Origin of the sequence: Streptococcus sp. HMSC067A03 (genome assembly GCF_001814295.1) — a bacterium.
In the GTDB taxonomy this organism is placed as follows: Bacteria; Bacillota; Bacilli; order Lactobacillales; family Streptococcaceae; genus Streptococcus; species Streptococcus constellatus.
The window spans coordinates 1-16,480 of the sequence record NZ_KV815639.1; the positions used below are offsets into that span (position 1 = coordinate 1).

The following is a 16,480-nucleotide window of genomic DNA, read 5'->3' on the forward strand; positions in this document are numbered from 1 at the left end:
AGGGCGATAAAGGTGATAAGGGTGACGCAGGTAAAGATGGTAAAGATGGCAATACACATCAAGGCGGTAAGTCTAATCCAGATGGTAATACACATCAAACTGACCAGAATAGCCAAAACGGAAATAATAATCAGGTCGGAAACAAGAAATCAAATACATTTGCCTCTGTTCAAAATTCAGTGGCTCCAACTAATTTGGGTTACAGATCAAAAGTTCCGTTTTCAAATGTTCAATCAGTGGGATCTAAGTTTACCTCTGTTGGAACTGCGAATACTAAATTACCAAAAACAGGCACTAAAGAATTTCCATTCTTGCCTTTAATAGGCTTAGTCGGTCTAGCGTCTTCAGCTACTTTAATTGGTAAGTCATGGAAGAGAAAGGAAGAATAAAATGTAAATGTATTGTTAAGTTATCTCCTTTAGAAATGGGATGGGAATACTCCCATCTCATTTTCTTTTATAAATAGACAGGGTAAGGGTGTTCTATTGTATAAGATTTTAGAATTATAAAAGTATAAATTCTATTTTCAAATGGTCACTCGGAAATTTTAAAATTTACCTCTGTTAGTTTAACTATCTTAACTACCATGATTGGCAACTATGGAAAAGAATGACTCTATGTATTGATAGTTTTTTAGTGAGTGGGATAAAAACATTTTTGTTCAGCTCACTCATTTTTATAAAAATAGGAAGTAGTGATTTAACTATCTCTTACTAAAAGATGAAAAGTAGGTACCTTTTAAGAGTAGTTTTTTCATTGTTATGGAGAGGTTTTGGAAGTGGAAAATGTTGATATCATGTTAAAAAAGATTGAACTAATTATCGAATTACTGCGTGCTAAGAAAATCTCAGCTTACAGAATGTGTAAAGAAACGAATTACTTAGTTTCTCAAACTAGCTTATTTTATCTTAGAGATGGTAAAGTAAAGGTACAGAGTATTAAATTTACAACAGCGCAGGCCTTATTAGAATGGTTTGATGCAAATTATGATAGATATAAATAATATAATAATAGTTCAAACTAGTATTTAAATCGTGGTTCAAAAATTGATAAACAGTAATTATAGAAAAACAATTACTTACAGGTTGGTTAAGCTTGAAAGCCAAGTTTTAAAGTCTGATGTTAATTGTTGAGGCGATAAAAAGTGAGGGACAATTATCGCTCTCCATCCCCTATTAAGATTTGTCTTAGTAGGGGTTTTTGTTTTCTTGAGAATTCCCTTTATTCATGATAAAATAAAAAAGATAATGCTAGTACTTGGAGAGAAAATGAACTATTATAATGTTGGAAAGATTGTGAATACGCAAGGTTTGCAAGGTGAAATGCGTGTACTATCGGTGACGGATTTTGCAGAGGAACGTTTTAAAAAGGGAAGTATGTTGGCCCTTTTTGATAAGAAAGATAATTTTGTCATGAATGTGGAAATTGCTAGTCATCGTAAGATGAAAAATTTTGATATTATCAAATTCAAAGGAATGTACCATATCAATGACATTGAGAAATATCGTGATTTTACTTTGAAAGTGGCTGAAGAAGATTTATTGGATTTAGATGAGGGCGAATTTTACTATCATGAAATTATTGGCTTGAATGTTTATGAACAGGATATTTTGATTGGAACAATTAAAGAAATTTTGCAGCCCGGTGCTAATGATGTCTGGGTGGTAAAGCGCAAAGGCAAGCGTGATTTACTGTTGCCTTATATTCCGCCTGTTGTATTGAATATTGATCTTGAAAATAGTCGAGTAGATGTGGAAATTCCGGAAGGACTGGACGATGAAGATTGATATTTTGACCCTATTTCCGGAGATGTTTGCCCCTTTAGAGCATTCAATAGTTGGCAAGGCGCGCGAAAAAGGATTACTAGAGATTCACTATCATAATTTTCGAGAAAATGCAGAGAAATCGAGACACGTTGATGACGAGCCTTATGGGGGCGGTCAGGGAATGCTGCTCAGAGCGCAACCAATTTTTGATGCTTATGATGCGATTGAAAAAAAGCAGCCACGAGTCGTTTTGTTGGATCCTGCTGGTCGAACATTTAATCAAGCCTATGCGGAAGAACTTTCTCAAGAAGAAGAATTAATCTTTATCTGCGGGCATTATGAAGGTTATGATGAGCGGATTAAAAGTTTGGTGACAGACGAGGTCTCTCTTGGAGATTATGTTTTGACCGGTGGAGAGTTGGCTGCTATGACGATGATCGATGCAACGGTACGACTGATTCCTGAAGTTCTTGGTAAGGAAGTTAGTCATACTGATGACAGTTTTTCATCAGGTCTTTTAGAATATCCTCAATATACGCGCCCTTATGAGTTTCGTGGAATGGTTGTGCCAGATATTTTGATGAGCGGTCATCATGAGAATATTCGAAAATGGCGTCTGTATGAGAGTTTGAAAAAGACTTATGAACGTCGTCCAGATTTATTAGAAAAATATGAATTAACAGCCGAAGAAGAAGGAATGCTAGAAGAGATTCATAGAGAAAAGAGCAATGATATAAAAGATTAAAAGTTTTCTAATTTAGAGGGCTTTTTCTTATTGTTAAAAAAATAGATAAAAAATTCTTGACAGTTAATTTCTATCGTGGTATCATATTAACCGGTTAATAAACTGGTTAAGGAGTAGTTTATGAAATTAAAGAAATATTTATTTTCTATTTTTGTGGTAGGATTGACTTTGTTGTTGACAGCGTGTGGAACAAGTCCAAAAAAACAGAGTAAAGGTCTGAAAATTGTAACAAGTTTTTATCCGATTTATGCTATGGTCAAAGAAGTATCAGGCGATTTAAATGATGTTCGGATGATTCAATCAAGTAGCGGTATTCATTCCTTTGAACCATCAGCCAACGATGTAGCAGCTATCTATGATGCAGATGTCTTTGTTTATCATTCTCATACGTTAGAATCTTGGGCTGGAAGTTTAGATCCGAGTTTGAAAAAATCTAAAGTGAAGGTACTTGAAGCTTCAGAAGGGATGAAGCTGGAGCGTGTGCCGGGATTAGAAGATGTAGCTGCTGGTGAAGGAGTGGATGAAAAGACTCTTTACGATCCACACACGTGGTTAGACCCAGAAAAAGTGGCAGAAGAAGCACAGATTATCGCTGATAAACTTTCGAAGATTGATAGTAAAAATAAAGAAACCTATCAAAAAAACGCGAAAGAGCTGGCAGGTAAGGCAAAAGAATTGACTAAAAAATATCAACCGATTTTCAAAGCTGCAAGGCAAAAAACATTTGTGACTCAGCATACTGCCTTTTCTTATTTGGCGAAGCGATTTGGATTGAGGCAGTTGGGGATTGCCGGGATTTCTCCAGAGCAGGAACCAAGTCCGCGCCAATTGACGGAAATTGAAGAATTTGTCAAAACTTATAAAGTTAAAACCATTTTTGTGGAAAGTAATGCTTCATCAAAAGTTGCGAAAACTTTGGTCAAATCTACAGGCGTTAAACTAAAACAATTAAACCCTTTGGAAGCTGATCCGCAAAATAATCATACTTATCTTGAAAATCTAGAAGCCAATCTAGCGACATTGGCAAAAGAATTGAAAAAATGAGGAGAATCATGAAGAAAAAATATCTTATCGGTTCTGTTGCAGTTGTTGTCCTAAGTTTGTGTAGCTATGAGCTGGGGCGTCATCAGACAGTATCTAGCAAGGAAAATAACCGTGTTGCTTATGTAAATGGAAAATCTAAAGCAAACAAGGGCAAGCAAGCAGAGAATTTGTCGCCTGATGAAGTGAGCGCAAAAGAAGGAATCAATGCGGAACAGATTGTTGTCAAAATTACAGACCAAGGTTACGTAACTTCTCACGGTGATCATTATCATTATTATAATGGGAAAGTCCCTTATGATGCGATTATCAGTGAAGAGCTGATTATGCGAGATCCAAACTATACCTTGCAGCAGTCTGATATTATCAACGAAGTGAAAGATGGCTACATTATCAAGGTAAATGGAAAATATTATCTTTACTTGAAAGATCCAAATCATACCAGTAATGTTCGTACAAAAGAAGAAATTGCTCGCCAAAGGGCAGAGTATAGCGGCAAAGGCCATAAGGGAGCGAAAGGTGGTGCTGTAACAACAGCTGTCAAAGAAGCTCGTGCGCAAGGTCGTTATACGACGGATGACGGCTATGTTTTCAATCCGACAGATGTGATAGAAGATACTGGAGATGGCTTCATCGTACCGCATGGTAATCATTTCCATTATATTCCAAAGAAAGATTTGTCTCCTAGTGAATTAGCTGCTGCTCAGAGCTATTGGGACAACAAACACAAACCTGGCGGTACGACATCAACTCCGAGTCCAAGTCCAACGCCATCAAGACCATCAAATGGCGGAACTACACTACCTTCTATCCATTACCAACCATCAACGCCGGGAACACAGACTCATCAGGGCAATAATCATCATGCGCAGCCATCACAACCAAGTCATCAGAATACTCCATCTGCTCATCAAGAAATCATCAATCTGTTAAAACAACTGTACTTGATGCCGTTAAACCAACGTCATGTGGAATCTGATGGTTTGATATTTGACCCGGCACAGATTACTAAAAAATCTTCTAGTGGGGTGGCAGTGCCACATGGTAATCATTATCATTTCATTTACTATAGTCAAATGTCGCCACTAGAAGAAAAAATTTCGCGGATGATTGTTCCTGGTACGGACTATTCAGAAGCGAAAAAGCTAGCTGGTCAAAGTAATCAACAGACAAACCCAAGTAAACCGAACCAAGATACGGGCAAGGACCAAACACAGCCAAACAAACCTAATGATGGCAAGCAAACTGAGCCAAGCAAAGAGCCTGAAAAGCCAAAAGAAGAACCATCTGAGACAGAAGTGACGGATGAACAGATTCAAACCTTTATCAATAAGGCTGAAAGTTTGATGAGTAAGGTGACAAATGCTAGTCAAAAGGCAAACTTTGAAGAGCAACTCGCTGGTATCAAATCTGGCTTCACTCTTGGAACAGAAGAAAAAGCAACAGTGCTTCAAAAAGTGAAAGATTTGTTGTCTGAAATCGTCAAGGCGGTTGATCCGGAAACACAAGCGGGACTGACAAAGAAAAATGCTGAAATCGTTGCTGCTTTCAAGAAAGTCTTAACACCAATTCGTCAAACGCTTGAAATCAAAGGGGATAAAGCACAACTGGCAATGGTTGAAAACCTCATGCAACAGGCTGCCAATCCGAATGTGGATAAGCTTGCCTTATTGGATAAGGTTTTGAAATTGTCAAGTGAGGTACAGCACCCTGAACGCGCAGGCAAAGCAAATTCGCAAATTGCTTATACGGCTGATGAAGTAGCATTAGCTAAAGCTGCAGGTCGTTATGCAACATCAGACGGCTATATCTTTGATCCACATGATGTGATTAAAGATGAAGGAGATGGCTATACTGCTCCACACATGACACACAGCCACTATATTCCTAAGAATGATTTGTCAGAATCTGAGCGTAAAGCGACGGAAGAGTATCTGAAAACGAAAACTCCGAAAAAGAAAGAGGAGAAGCCAAGTACGGATCCAAAACAACCTCAAAAAGAGACTGCACAAGCAATCTATGAGCGTGTGACACCGGCTAAAAAGGTACCTGTTGAGGTAATGCCATATAATACAGCTTATGTCGTTGATTATAAAAATGGTCAATTGATTATTCCGCATTATGACCATTATCATAATGTCTCTCTTTCTTGGTTTGATCAAGGACTTTACAAAGCACCTGACGGCTACAGCATGGAAGATTTCCTTGCGACCGTGAAATATTACGTCACTCATCCAGAAGACCGTCCGCATTCTGACAATGGTTTTGGTAATTCTAGTCAGCATGGTAAGAAAAATCAATCATCCGATAGTGACAAGAACTATGCACCAAATGAAGAGTCAAAAGAGAACGAAGGCAAGTCTGCAAATAAAGAATCGGATGCTCAAAAGGAAAAATCTGAGGAAACAGAAGAGCAGCCAACTGTTGATCCTGAAGAAGCGGCAGAAGAAGCAAGAGCAAAAAGCTACGGTTTATCAGTACAAGAATTTAAAAAGAAACTGATTAAAATTGCTTTCAAATATAATGTTAGCTTAGAAAATCTCAGCTATCAACCAGCCAATAAAACAGTTAGCTTTACAGATGCTTCAGGTACAACAAAAGTTGTCAATATCCTCACAGCTGAAGTGGTTTCTTAATATGCACCCCTCAAGAGTTGAAAACTTGTTTTTCAGCTCTTTTGCTTATTCCATGTTTATAGAGGGAGATTTTGTCGTGTCCGCTGGGCAGCTAGGATAAATTAAAAGCGATTCATTCCGTCCGAGGGTCAGCTTGTTTCAACTAAAAGTAGTTCGCTCCGTCCGAGGGTCGGATTGCCTCAAGTAAAAGTAGTTCGCTCCATCCGAGGGTCGGATTACTTTAACTAAAAGTGGTTCGCTCTATCCGAGGGTCGGATTGCTTCAACTAAAAGTGGTTCGCTCTATCCGAGGGTCGGACGATCTTCTATAAATTGACAAATCTATCATTTTTGAGGAATTACTTTACTGGTGGTATAATAGGTCATAGAGAAAGAAAAAAGGGATACACGCAATGAAAGATAGACCAGATTTTACAACGATGAAAACCTATCAAGAGTTTTCACAATATTATTGGTATCGTACAGAATTAGCAGATATTTGTAAACAATTGGGATTGGAGTATTCAGGTATCAAAACAGAGCTAGAAGAGGAAATCAAACAGTATTTTGCAGGGAATGTTGTTCAGAAGAAAGTTCCTTTAAAAACCAAGAAAAAGCAAGGCATAGAGCTTACTTTAGACACTCCCTTGTTATCCTGTGGTTTTGCCTTTAATACCCGCTTTCGGGAGTTTTTCGCCCAGCAGACAGGTGTTAGTTCATTCAAGTTTACAGCGGACATGGCGGCAGCTTGGCGGAAGGTAAAAGCAGAAAAGGATGTCGAGTTTACACTGCGAGATATGTTAGCAATTTATCAAGGTCAATCAACTTACGCTAAGTATGACAATACCAGCTGTCAATGGAATCAATTTGTCAAAGATTTCTGTGCTGATAAAAATAATGCTACTTTCCAACAAAAACTTAAAGTTGCAGCTATTCTTTGGCAGAAAGTGAAACATTCAACTGCTTCTAAAGTCTATCACCAGCAGCTAGTAAAGAACTATTGGGATGATATTTTTATGTATCTGAAAGGGAAATAGGAGGTAGTACTTGTCCATTTGCGAAAAAACAGTCACGAGACTGTTTTTTTGGTATAATAGAGAGTATGAATCAATCAGAAAAAATTTCAAATTATCAATTACTTTTAGCACAGCTTGAAGCATTACTTGAGGGTGAAAGCAATGCTTTAGCTAATCTGTCAAACAGCTCTGCTTTGCTAAATCAAACCTTGCCACATTCCGTTTTTACCGGCTTTTATCTTTATGACGGAAATGAGTTGGTTTTAGGACCTTTTCAAGGTGGTGTATCCTGTGTGCACATTGCGCTAGGAAAAGGAGTCTGCGGAGAAGCTGCCGCCAAACGGCAGACGGTGATCGTTGAAGATGTTACTCAGTATGGTAACTACATTTCTTGTGATAGCAGGGCACGTAGTGAGATTGTGGTGCCTATGGTAAAGGATGGTCGCTTAGTAGGAGTTTTAGATTTGGATTCTCATCTGCTGGGGGACTATGATGAGATTGATCGGGAATATTTAGAAAATTTTGTAGCCGTCTTGCTAGAGAAAACAAATTGGAATTTTGAGATGTTTGGAGACAAAGCCTAATGTATCAAGCTTTATATCGGAAATACAGAAGTCAAACTTTCGGTCAGTTAGTTGGGCAGAAAGTTGTAGCAACAACTTTACGGCAGGCAGTTGAACAGGATAAAATCAGCCATGCTTATCTCTTTTCAGGTCCTAGAGGAACAGGAAAGACCAGCGTAGCCAAGATTTTTGCCAAAGCTATGAATTGCCCTCATCGAAAGAATGGTGAACCTTGTAATGAGTGCTATATTTGTCAAGCTATAACAGAAGGAAGCCTAGAGGATGTTATTGAGATTGATGCGGCTTCCAATAATGGTGTGGATGAAATCCGAGATATTCGAGACAAATCTACTTATGCTCCTAGTCTAGCAAAACATAAAGTTTATATCATTGACGAGGTTCATATGCTCTCAACTGGAGCTTTTAACGCTCTTCTCAAGACTTTGGAAGAACCGACAGAAAACGTGGTCTTTATCTTAGCAACGACAGAATTGCACAAGATACCAGCTACTATTCTGTCACGGGTGCAACGCTTTGAGTTCAAGTCAATTAAGACCAAGGATATTGTTGCTCATATTGAATGGATTTTGCAGCAGGAAAATATTGGATTTGAAAATGATGCGGTGCAGATTATCGCTAGGCGAGCAGAAGGTGGGATGCGGGATGCCTTATCTATCTTGGATCAAGCTCTCAGTCTCACTCAAGACAATCAGTTGACAACAGCTATTTCAGAAGAAATTACTGGCTCTATTAGTCTAGGTGCATTGGATGCTTATGTGACAGCTGTGTTGATGCATGATACATCAGCAGCATTAGAAAACCTTGATGTGATTTTTGATAGTGGCAAAAATATGGCTCGTTTTGTCACTGACCTGTTACAATATCTTAGAGATTTGCTTATTGTTAAAACGGGTGGTGAAAATACCCATATAAGTGAAATCTTTTTAGGTAATCTCAATACACCACAAGAAAGATTGTTTGAGCTGATTGAGATTGCAACGAAAAGCCTTTCGGAAATTAAGAATAGCTTGCAACCCAAGATCTACACAGAAATGATGACCATTCGACTGGCAGAAGGGCAAGAAAAAGCAGAATTACCATCCAATCTAGTAAGCGAGATAGAAACACTAAAAGATGAAATTAGCCAGCTTAAGGGTCAATTGGCAAGTTTACAGCCAAGTTCCACTTTTAGTCAGTCAACACAAACAACCCGTTCAGTCAAATCAAGCAAGGGTTATCGCGTGGATCGACAGAAAGTAAATGCCATTCTGCAAGAGGCAGTTGAAAATCCTAGTCTGGCTCGGAGTAATTTAACTAAGTTGCAAAATGCTTGGGGAGAAATTATCGAAAGTTTAGCTGGTGCAGATAAGGCACTTTTAGTTGGTTCGCAACCTGTTGCGGCTAATGAGAATCACGCAATTCTCGCATTTGAGTCGAGCTTTAATGCAGAACAAACCATGAAACGGGAAAATCTCAATACAATGTTTGGGAATTTACTCAGCAATGTGGCTGGATTTTCTCCGGATATCTTAGCTATTTCGATGACCGACTGGACAGAGATTCGGGCTGAATTTTCCGCTAAGGCGCGTGGAGAAAATGTCAATCCAACAGAAGAGACAAAGGAAATCATCATTCCAGAAGGTTTTGCTTTCTTAACAGAAAAAATTAGCATTCAAGAGGACTGAATTTAGATTTTTCTATTTTTTCATGCTATAATAGAATTATGACAAGACAACAATTTCTTACAACAGCTTTTTTCACAGCAATTGAAACCTATTTTTTTAACGAAGCAATGATGTCAGGACACTATTTATTTGCTGTTTTTTGGGCATTTCTAGTCATTCGCAATTTACAAGTGAGCTACGTCATGGGAAAAATAGTAGACGAAATCGATAAACATATCAAACGAAAAAAATAAAAAGAAAGGTTGAGGCAAAATTCCTTGACCTTTTTTCTTCTGTTTGATTTAAAAAAATCTGCACATGGTAGAATAAAAGGAATTGATTTTGTGCTGAAAAAAAGAAGGGAATAAGTTGATTTTTACTCAACTTATTCCCTTCTTTTCTTTACCAACTTGTTAAAGAAATTTCACCACTATTTAGCCACATTTCTTGGCCTGTATCTAATTGAACTAATAGTTGGCCATTATCTGATATTTCTTTGGCAACTCCTTTGTATTCTTTGTCATTCTGGCAAAAAGTGATTGTCCGACCTAAGATAAGAGAATGCTGTTTGTAAAGGTAAATCAGCTCGTCTGGATCACAATCATAAAAATCTTTCCAAATTTCAGCAATGAGTTCATTGCGCGTGATAGGTTGCTTTTCGTGGAAGAGAGAGTTAGCTTTATTTTTTAACTCTTTAGGAAAATTAGAGATTGCGAAATTGATACCCACTCCAATAATCACATCAGTGACTAAGCCGGTTTCGACAGAAGTAATAGCTTCAGTTAAAATGCCGGCTATTTTCTTGCCTTTGTAATAAATGTCATTCACCCATTTAATTTCCATCTCCATTAAAGTGAGCTCTTTGATGGCCTTGTAAATGGCTCCAGCAGTCAAGACAGTGTAGGCGGGAATTTGTGGAAAAGGCAGATTGGGCTTCAAGTGAAGCGTCATATAAATTCCTCCTTGTTCTGGAGCAAAATAACTTCTGCCAAAGCGTCCACGACCAGCTGTCTGAGAAGAAGCAAGATAGAGCGTATTGGCAGGCTTACCAGTTTCAATACCAGCTTTGGCATCCAACTGAGTGGATTTGCAGTTTGGATTGAAGGAAACTTGGATGGGAGCAGCTTCTTCTATTTTTTTAGTAATCAGTAAGTCACCAGAGATAAGTTTATAACCTTTATTTTTTATGGATTCAATACGAATCCCTTCTTTTTCCAAACGCTGAATAGCTTTCCAGATAGAAGTACGTGAAATCCCTAACTTTTGTGCTAATTTTTCACCACTGACATAGTCAGACTCTTGACTAAGAATGTCAAATAAAATTTCGTATGTTTTCATGTCTATAAGCTGCTCTTTCTTAGGGTTAGTTTGGTGGCGAGTGTTACCATACGTGGAATGGTTGAGCTAGGATGTTGAAATTTCTCATGCAGCAGTTGTAGTCCTTGTCTGCCCATTTCCTCTGTAAAGACAGTAACCGTGCTGAGTGGTGGATAGACGTACTTGGCAATAGATGTATCATTAAAAGCAATTACATTAACACGATCTGGCACAGGAATATCTGCTTCTTGCAGTGCTCGAAGTGCACCCACAGCTAAAGCATCACTTGCTATGAAAAATGCAGTCGGAAGTTGTTTGCCTAAATTTTCAATCAATTCTTTCATCATAGAATAACCTGATTCAGATGAAAAGTTTCCTATTTTGACATATTTTTCTTGATAGAGTTGTTTTTTAGTTAGGTAATTTTTAAATGCTAGCAAGCGTGGATCGGATAGAGTAGTGGTTTTATCAGAAGTTTGTTCTTGACCAATCAGCAGTCCAATTTGTTGGTGTTGCTTTTCTAAAAAGTGATTAAGAACAGCTATAACAGAATTTTCAAAGTCAGCCATCACACAGCTATGTCCATAGGCAAGCGTATTGATATCAATAAAGACAAGTTTATCTGTGTAGAGTTCTAGTTCTTTAATTTTTTGAGTGCTAAATTTTCCAATCGCGATGATGCCGTCAACTTGATCGAGATGATTTAATTCTTCATTATTGAAAAAGCGCATAACATCATAGGCCAATTCTTGAGCTTTTTTCTCTACTCCAATACGGATGGCATAATAGTAGAGGTCATCTAGTTCTTCCTCTTCGGTGTACCATTCTACAATCGCAATTCTACGACTGTGGGAATTGCGATTGCTTCCTCGTTTTATTTTTTTATAATGTAGTTCTTCTGCAATGTCAAATATTTTTTGGCGTGTCTCATCACTGACAGACATGGATTGGTCGTGATTTAAAACGCGTGACACAGTTGCTGGAGAGACACCAGCTATGTTTGCTATATCTTTAATGGTTGCCATTATTTTTCCTATTCTCTCTAACGAATAAGTATATTATACCTTAAAAATTAGTAAAATACAAAAAATATTTAGTAAAAACCTAGAAGCTTTTGTTATCGAATTTTATCTTTAAAGACCTTTAAATATCAGTAATTAAATTTGGTAAAATTTTACTAAAATACTTGAAGTTTTACTAATGATGTTTTATAATAAAGATACTAAAACGGTTACAAAACTATACAAAAAGGAGATCTCTTATGTCAACTACTATGTCTATTCAACAATTGCGTTCAGATTTTGCAACAGTTTTTGGAGCAGAAGCAGAGCACACATTTTTTTCACCAGGCCGCATTAACCTAATTGGTGAACATACAGACTACAATGGTGGTCACGTCTTTCCTGCGGCTATTTCACTAGGAACTTACGGAGCGGCGCGCAAACGTGACGATAAGACACTTCGTTTTTATTCTGCGAACTTTGAAGACCAAGGGATTATTGAGGTGCCTTTAGAAAATCTTCGTTTTGAAAAAACGCATAATTGGACAAATTATCCAAAAGGGGTACTTCATTTCTTACAAAAGGCAGGGCATGTCATTGATAAAGGAATGGATATCTATGTCTCTGGAAATATTCCAAATGGTTCAGGCCTCTCTTCGTCAGCTTCATTGGAACTATTGACAGGAATTATTGTAGAGAAACTGTTTGATTTAAAATTAGACCGTTTAGATTTAGTAAAAATCGGTAAACAAACGGAAAATGAATTTATTGGTGTGAATTCAGGAATCATGGATCAGTTTGCTATTGGCATGGGAGCAGATCAACGAGCGATTTATCTGGATACCAATACACTTGAATATGATTTAGTACCGCTTGAACTTAAGGATAATGTGGTTGTTATCATGAATACAAATAAGCGCCGTGAACTTGCAGACTCTAAATACAATGAACGCCGTGCTGAGTGTGAAAAAGCTGTTGAAGAACTTAACCGTAAGCTGTCTATTGCAACCTTAGGCAAGTTGGATGAGTGGTCCTTTGACGAGTATAGCTATCTGATAGAGGACGAAAATCGTCTCAAACGGGCTCGTCATGCCGTATTGGAAAATCAACGTACTTTGAAAGCGCGGGCAGCTTTGCAAGCAGGCGATCTTGACAAGTTTGGTCGTCTGATGAATGCTTCTCATGTTTCGTTAGAGCATGACTATGAAGTGACTGGTTTGGAGTTGGATACGTTGGTTCACACGGCCTGGGAACAAGAAGGGGTTTTGGGGGCTCGAATGACTGGAGCTGGCTTCGGTGGTTGTGCCATTGCTTTAGTTCGTAAGGATGCAGTGGATGCATTCAAAGAAAATGTCGATCACAAGTATCAAGAAGTTATCGGCTATGCACCTAGCTTCTACATCGCAGAAGTAGCCGGCGGTAGCTGTCTATTGGATTAAGTAATGTGTTACGTACTAGCAAAGAGAGGCCGATGAGGATTTCAGCCTTTTCTATGAAAGAAAGGAAAAATAATGGCAGGAAATTTACTAGATGACTTTGTAACAGAGGTCATAGCAAATAGTTCTTTTACAGAAATGGATCGAACCTATTTGATAAATCGTGTCATGGCTCTAATTGGGGAAGAGGCTGAGAAACAGAAAACATCAGCAAGTGGTTTAATTGATCTCAAAGATGATTTACTAAAAATTGCTTTAGCAACTGGGAATGTTGGTTCGACTCATGCAGAACAGGATATTCTTGGGGCAAAGTTGATGGATTTAGTCACCCCAGCTCCTAGTCAGCTAAATCAGCAATTTTGGCAGACCTACGAACAAACTCCTGAGCAGGCCATTGCTAATTTTTATGAGCTCAGCAAGTGCAACGATTATATTAAATTGAAAGCCATTGCTAAAAATATTGCCTATCAAACAGCTACTGAATATGGCGATTTGGAGATTACCATCAATCTTTCTAAACCAGAAAAAGATCCCAAAGAGATTGCAGCAGCTAAGAAGGCCAAAACGAGCCATTATCCAGCCTGTCAGCTTTGTTTTGAAAATGAAGGGTATCAAGGTCGACTAGATCATCCAGCACGATCTAATCATAGAATTATCCGTTTTGACTTAGTCGGACAAGAATGGGGCTTTCAGTATTCGCCCTATGCTTATTTTAATGAGCATTGCATTTTTTTAGATAGCAAGCATACTCCTATGACTATCAGTCGTGCTACTTTTGAGCGCCTTTTGGACATTGTAGAAATTTTTCCGAGCTATTTTGCGGGTTCTAATGCTGACCTTCCTATCGTGGGAGGATCTATTCTCACACATGATCATTATCAAGGGGGAAGGCATACTTTTCCTATGGAAAAAGCAAATCTGGACAAAGTTATCACCTTTGTAGGATTTGAAACTGTAGAAGCTGGTATTGTCAACTGGCCCATGTCGGTTTTGCGGTTGAAATCAACTGATAAAGCTGCATTGATAGAGTTGTCGGATACGATTTTACAGAAATGGCGTGCATACTCTGATCCGACTGTTCAGATTTTAGCTGAGTCAAATGGTGAACAACATCACACTATTACTCCTATTGCTCGGCGAAAAAAGGGTAAGTTTGAATTAGATTTGGTTCTTCGAGATAATCAAACATCCAAAGAGCATCCGGATGGTATTTATCATCCTCATCAAGATGTTCAGCATATCAAGAAAGAAAACATTGGTTTGATTGAGGTCATGGGCTTAGCGATTCTTCCACCTCGTTTGAAAAATGAATTAAAAGAAGTTGAAGAATTTCTTTTGGGACAAAGAGAAGAAGTGGCTCCTTATCATCAGGCATGGGCTGACCAGTTAAAAGCTCATCATCCCGATGCAACACTAGAATCAGCGCAAACAATCGTGCGCGCTTCAGTCGGTCGGATTTTTAAACGCGTCTTGGAAGATGCGGGTGTTTACAAGCGAACAAAAGAGGGGCAAGCGGCTTTTATGCGCTTCATTGAGTCTATAGGTCTTGTAAAATAATGCTCATTTTATGATAAAATATAAAAATTTAGGGTGAATTGGCTTATGTTAAGATAATGATAGAAACAACTTGAAAACAGTCTTTGACAATATTGAGAGTTACAATGTTTGATACTAAAATCCAGTAGGAAGTTTGCTGGATTTTTCTTTGCGGAAATTTGCAATTGAAATGCATTCTTTTCAGCTAGCATTTGAAAAACTCTCATCTTCATGTTACAATTAAGAGAGCAAATTAAATACATAGAGGTAATATTGTGGCTTTTGGTGATAATGGACAACGGAAAAAAACAGGATTCGAAAAATTGACTTTGATTGTAGTTGTTATCATGTTGTTGGTAACTGTTGGAGCGATCTTTGCAAGTGCGCTTGGTGCTCTGAGTAATTTCTAGTCCTCGAACGCTTGAAAGAGCGTTTTTTTAAAGTGAAAATCGAGAAAAGAGAAAAATATGAGTATGTTTTTAGATACAGCTAAGATTAAAGTCAAGGCTGGAAATGGCGGTGATGGTATGGTAGCATTTCGCCGTGAAAAGTATGTCCCCAATGGCGGTCCTTGGGGTGGCGACGGCGGTCGTGGTGGCAACGTCATTTTTGTCGTAGATGAAGGGCTTCGTACCCTGATGGATTTTCGTTATAATCGTCATTTTAAAGCTCAGTCTGGTGAGAAAGGAATGACCAAAGGAATGCACGGTCGTGGTGCGGAAGATTTGATTGTTCATGTGCCGCAAGGGACGACGGTTCGTGATGCCGAAACAGGAAAAATTCTAACAGATTTGATTGAAAATGGTCAAAAATTTATCGTGGCGCACGGCGGTCGCGGCGGTCGCGGCAATATCCGCTTTGCAACACCTAAAAACCCAGCACCAGAAATTTCTGAAAATGGTGAACCAGGTCAAGAACGTGAGCTACAGTTGGAATTAAAAATTCTAGCAGATGTTGGTTTAGTTGGCTTCCCGTCTGTTGGGAAATCAACTCTGCTAAGTGTTATCACATCCGCTAAACCGAAAATTGGAGCGTATCATTTCACGACAATTGTACCTAATCTTGGAATGGTTCGAACGCAATCTGGTGAATCATTTGCTGTGGCAGATTTGCCTGGATTGATTGAAGGTGCAAGTCAAGGAGTGGGATTGGGGACACAGTTTCTTCGCCATATTGAACGAACGCGTGTCATCTTGCACGTCATTGATATGTCAGCTAGTGAAGGGCGTAATCCTTACGAAGATTATCTTGCAATTAATAAGGAATTGGAATCGTACAATCTTCGTTTGATGGAGCGTCCGCAGATTATTGTCGCTAATAAAATGGACATGCCTGATAGTGCAGAAAATTTGAAGACATTTAAGAAAAAATTAGCAGAAAATTATGATGAATTTGATGAATTGCCACAGATTTTCCCAATTTCAAGTTTGACCAAACAAGGATTATCAATGCTGTTAGATGCGACTGCAGAATTACTAGATAAAACTCCTGAATTTTTACTTTATGATGAGTCTGAAATGGAAGAGGAAGCTTATTATGGCTTTGATGAGGATGCTCCTGCCTTTGACATCTCACGTGATGACGATGCAGCTTGGGTACTTTCAGGTGATAAATTAGAAAAACTTTTTGTTATGACGAACTTTGACCGTGAGGAAGCAGTCATGAAATTTGCCCGTCAATTGCGTGGTATGGGTGTAGATGAAGCCTTGCGAGCTCGTGGCGCAAAAGATGGGGACCTAGTTCGTATCGGCAACTTTGAATTTGAATTTGTGGATTAGAAA

16 protein-coding genes are annotated in these 16,480 nt (G+C 38.5%); 14 read left to right on the forward strand and 2 right to left on the reverse strand.

Annotated elements, in window-relative coordinates; genetic code table 11:
• The 10 genes from HMPREF2963_RS00005 to HMPREF2963_RS00050 all read left to right on the forward strand — a co-directional run.
• Positions 1-389: LPXTG cell wall anchor domain-containing protein (locus tag HMPREF2963_RS00005; RefSeq protein ID WP_148132042.1), on the forward strand; the 389-nt coding region annotated here is incomplete at its 5' end.
• Positions 390-778: 389 nt separating this feature from the next.
• Positions 779-1,003, forward strand: a complete 225-nt coding sequence (locus HMPREF2963_RS00010) for a hypothetical protein (RefSeq protein WP_232008015.1) — start codon at positions 779-781, stop codon at positions 1,001-1,003.
• A gap of 265 nt (positions 1,004-1,268) precedes the next feature.
• A complete protein-coding gene (rimM, locus tag HMPREF2963_RS00015) occupies positions 1,269-1,787 on the forward strand; it encodes a ribosome maturation factor RimM (protein ID WP_070667880.1) in 519 nt (172 codons plus the stop codon).
• Entirely contained in the window at positions 1,777-2,511 is a 735-nt protein-coding gene (gene trmD / locus HMPREF2963_RS00020; RefSeq protein ID WP_006270533.1) for a tRNA (guanosine(37)-N1)-methyltransferase TrmD, read from the forward strand. Before rimM ends, trmD begins: the two co-directional genes overlap by 11 nt.
• A gap of 120 nt (positions 2,512-2,631) precedes the next feature.
• The gene (locus HMPREF2963_RS00025; protein ID WP_006267085.1) at positions 2,632-3,555 is read left to right on the forward strand and encodes a metal ABC transporter solute-binding protein, Zn/Mn family; all 924 of its coding nucleotides are present in this window, start codon (positions 2,632-2,634) and stop codon (positions 3,553-3,555) included.
• 8 nt (positions 3,556-3,563) lie between these two features.
• On the forward strand, positions 3,564-6,188 hold the full coding sequence (locus tag HMPREF2963_RS00030) for a pneumococcal-type histidine triad protein (RefSeq protein WP_070667882.1): 2,625 nt from the start codon (positions 3,564-3,566) through the stop codon (positions 6,186-6,188).
• A gap of 391 nt (positions 6,189-6,579) precedes the next feature.
• On the forward strand, positions 6,580-7,203 hold the full coding sequence (locus HMPREF2963_RS00035; RefSeq protein ID WP_070667884.1) for an SAP domain-containing protein: 624 nt from the start codon (positions 6,580-6,582) through the stop codon (positions 7,201-7,203).
• A gap of 65 nt (positions 7,204-7,268) precedes the next feature.
• Complete coding sequence (locus tag HMPREF2963_RS00040; RefSeq protein ID WP_006269496.1) at positions 7,269-7,766, forward strand: GAF domain-containing protein; 498 nt, start codon at positions 7,269-7,271, stop codon at positions 7,764-7,766.
• The gene (dnaX, locus tag HMPREF2963_RS00045; protein ID WP_070667886.1) at positions 7,766-9,430 is read left to right on the forward strand and encodes a DNA polymerase III subunit gamma/tau; all 1,665 of its coding nucleotides are present in this window, start codon (positions 7,766-7,768) and stop codon (positions 9,428-9,430) included. Before HMPREF2963_RS00040 ends, dnaX begins: the two co-directional genes overlap by 1 nt.
• A gap of 38 nt (positions 9,431-9,468) precedes the next feature.
• Positions 9,469-9,663, forward strand: a complete 195-nt coding sequence (locus tag HMPREF2963_RS00050; RefSeq protein WP_020997743.1) for a DUF3272 family protein — start codon at positions 9,469-9,471, stop codon at positions 9,661-9,663.
• Between the two features lie 148 nt (positions 9,664-9,811).
• Here the strand turns inward: HMPREF2963_RS00050 and birA are convergent, their stop codons facing one another.
• Both birA and HMPREF2963_RS00060 read right to left on the reverse strand, forming a co-directional pair.
• Positions 9,812-10,747 carry a bifunctional biotin--[acetyl-CoA-carboxylase] ligase/biotin operon repressor BirA gene (birA, locus tag HMPREF2963_RS00055; RefSeq protein ID WP_070667889.1) on the reverse strand — a complete coding sequence of 312 codons (936 nt, stop codon included), beginning with the start codon at positions 10,745-10,747 and terminating at the stop codon, positions 9,812-9,814.
• A gap of 2 nt (positions 10,748-10,749) precedes the next feature.
• A complete protein-coding gene (locus tag HMPREF2963_RS00060) occupies positions 10,750-11,751 on the reverse strand; it encodes a LacI family DNA-binding transcriptional regulator (RefSeq protein ID WP_070667890.1) in 1,002 nt (333 codons plus the stop codon).
• Between the two features lie 236 nt (positions 11,752-11,987).
• On the opposite strand from HMPREF2963_RS00060, the gene HMPREF2963_RS00065 reads away from it, so the two are divergent.
• From HMPREF2963_RS00065 to obgE, 4 genes are all read left to right on the forward strand, one after another.
• Positions 11,988-13,166, forward strand: a complete 1,179-nt coding sequence (locus HMPREF2963_RS00065; RefSeq protein ID WP_070667892.1) for a galactokinase — start codon at positions 11,988-11,990, stop codon at positions 13,164-13,166.
• A 72-nt stretch (positions 13,167-13,238) separates the two neighbouring features.
• Positions 13,239-14,720 (forward strand): UDP-glucose--hexose-1-phosphate uridylyltransferase, encoded by a 1,482-nt coding sequence (gene galT, locus HMPREF2963_RS00070; RefSeq protein WP_070667894.1) that lies wholly within the window; start codon positions 13,239-13,241, stop codon positions 14,718-14,720.
• Between the two features lie 254 nt (positions 14,721-14,974).
• Complete coding sequence (locus HMPREF2963_RS00075) at positions 14,975-15,109, forward strand: DUF4044 domain-containing protein (protein WP_003024272.1); 135 nt, start codon at positions 14,975-14,977, stop codon at positions 15,107-15,109.
• 57 nt (positions 15,110-15,166) lie between these two features.
• Positions 15,167-16,477 (forward strand): GTPase ObgE, encoded by a 1,311-nt coding sequence (gene obgE, locus HMPREF2963_RS00080; RefSeq protein ID WP_039677021.1) that lies wholly within the window; start codon positions 15,167-15,169, stop codon positions 16,475-16,477.
• Positions 16,478-16,480: the final 3 nt, after the last annotated feature.

What these genes read in the sequence shown, in the direction of transcription:
- HMPREF2963_RS00030 (WP_070667882.1), top strand. Translation starts at nt 3,564, where the DNA reads ATGAAGAAAAAATATCTTATCGGTTCTGTTGCAGTTGTTGTCCTAAGT.
- obgE (WP_039677021.1), top strand. Translation starts at nt 15,167, where the DNA reads ATGAGTATGTTTTTAGATACAGCTAAGATTAAAGTCAAGGCTGGAAAT.
- dnaX (WP_070667886.1), top strand. Translation starts at nt 7,766, where the DNA reads ATGTATCAAGCTTTATATCGGAAATACAGAAGTCAAACTTTCGGTCAG.
- HMPREF2963_RS00065 (WP_070667892.1), top strand. Translation starts at nt 11,988, where the DNA reads ATGTCAACTACTATGTCTATTCAACAATTGCGTTCAGATTTTGCAACA.
- HMPREF2963_RS00050 (WP_020997743.1), top strand. Translation starts at nt 9,469, where the DNA reads ATGACAAGACAACAATTTCTTACAACAGCTTTTTTCACAGCAATTGAA.
- galT (WP_070667894.1), top strand. Translation starts at nt 13,239, where the DNA reads ATGGCAGGAAATTTACTAGATGACTTTGTAACAGAGGTCATAGCAAAT.
- HMPREF2963_RS00025 (WP_006267085.1), top strand. Translation starts at nt 2,632, where the DNA reads ATGAAATTAAAGAAATATTTATTTTCTATTTTTGTGGTAGGATTGACT.
- birA (WP_070667889.1), bottom strand. Translation starts at nt 10,747, where the DNA reads ATGAAAACATACGAAATTTTATTTGACATTCTTAGTCAAGAGTCTGAC.
- HMPREF2963_RS00040 (WP_006269496.1), top strand. Translation starts at nt 7,269, where the DNA reads ATGAATCAATCAGAAAAAATTTCAAATTATCAATTACTTTTAGCACAG.
- rimM (WP_070667880.1), top strand. Translation starts at nt 1,269, where the DNA reads ATGAACTATTATAATGTTGGAAAGATTGTGAATACGCAAGGTTTGCAA.
- HMPREF2963_RS00060 (WP_070667890.1), bottom strand. Translation starts at nt 11,751, where the DNA reads ATGGCAACCATTAAAGATATAGCAAACATAGCTGGTGTCTCTCCAGCA.
- trmD (WP_006270533.1), top strand. Translation starts at nt 1,777, where the DNA reads ATGAAGATTGATATTTTGACCCTATTTCCGGAGATGTTTGCCCCTTTA.
- HMPREF2963_RS00035 (WP_070667884.1), top strand. Translation starts at nt 6,580, where the DNA reads ATGAAAGATAGACCAGATTTTACAACGATGAAAACCTATCAAGAGTTT.